Genomic DNA, 1374 nt, shown 5'->3' with positions numbered 1-1374 from the left:
GGCTCGTATGTTTACGACACCTTAGTTATTAGGAATTAAAAATAGTAAATTTCTGACTAACAATACAAGTAAAATAGAAGGGATAGAGAGGTCTCGGCTAGATACACAAACCAAGAGTGATATCGTTTCATAGAAATCCCACCCTTCTATAATTTTCTTAGAGTCTGAACAGTACCTAGATCCTATACTTGAGATCGTATCAACTGCGAGCAAAGATGGTAAAGAAAATTAATCTTGTAGTATACTATAAAATTATGAATAAAAAACTAAAACAATGTTTGGGAATTGATGTATCCAAAAGCAATTTATCAATATGCCTGGGAGTTCTAAACACTAATCTTGAAAAAGAGTTTATTGGTCATTGCGATGTTAATAATGACTTATCAGGGTTTAAGGTTATGGTCTCTTGGATAAGGAAAGCAGTAGATAATAATGTCGAACTTGTAGTTTTGATGGAAGCCACTGGAGTGTATCACCAAAGGGTTTGTCAATACTTATATAACCAAGGCTATAAAGTTAGTGTTATGCAGTCAGGAAGGGTAAAGAGATATGCGCAGAGTTTAGATCAACGATCAAAGACAGACGCTTTAGATAGCAGAATGTTAAGTATGTTGGGTCTTGAACGAAGCCTAAGACCTTGGAGACCTCCAAGCAAGGAACTACAAGAGTTAAGGGCACTTAGTAGAGAGCGTAGTTCTCTTTTAAAAGATAGGAATGTAGAAAATAATAGACAAGGAGCTATTGAGTCTAGTTGTTATTCCAGCTCAAAAGCATCTAAGCGTCATTTGTCGAGGTTACATCTTATCGATGCACAGATAGAAGCAATAGAAGTAGAAATGCAAGCATTGGTATCAAAGACAACAGCTTTAAAACGCCGTATTCAGTACTTAGAAAGTATTCCTGGTATATCATTTATATCAGCAGCTACAGTTATTGGTGAAACTTTAGGTTTTGAGTCCATAACAAGTGCAAAACAACTTACGAGTTTTGCGGGTTATGATGTAGTTTTAAGAGAATCGGGAAGGTTTAAGGGTAAAACTAAAATAAGTAAAAAAGGAAATAGTCATATAAGAGCGGTCCTTCATATGCCATCAATGACCTGTGTACGTTGTAATCCCACTCTAAAACAGTTTTACCAAAGGTTAAAGCCTCATAAAGCTAAACCTATTGTTGCTTTGGTAGCAGTTCAAAGGAAATTATTGATTTTAATGTATACATTATGGAAAAATGAAGTTAACTATGATCCAGAATATGAAATTAAAAAGCAGCAAGAACCAAAAGCTCTTGCTGCGCAGGATAGCATTATGGTTTAACATAAAATACTTACTAAAAAATTTTAATTAAATTACTTGTTATTTAACACAGTACCTATGA

At 34.4% G+C, this 1374-nt stretch carries 1 protein-coding gene; it reads left to right on the top strand.

What is annotated here, in order from left to right:
- Window positions 1-254: 254 nt before the first annotated feature.
- Window positions 255-1313, top strand: coding sequence for an IS110 family transposase (locus ACFSQ0_RS07125; protein ID WP_379046226.1), 1059 nt, complete (start codon window positions 255-257; stop codon window positions 1311-1313).
- The last annotated feature ends 61 nt before the right edge of the window (window positions 1314-1374 follow it).

Source organism: Mesonia sediminis (assembly GCF_042684705.1).
Taxonomy (GTDB): Bacteria; Bacteroidota; Bacteroidia; order Flavobacteriales; family Flavobacteriaceae; genus Mesonia; species Mesonia sediminis.
Note: the sequence above shows the minus strand (reverse complement) of the source record. Positions and strands in the feature narration are given on the sequence as shown.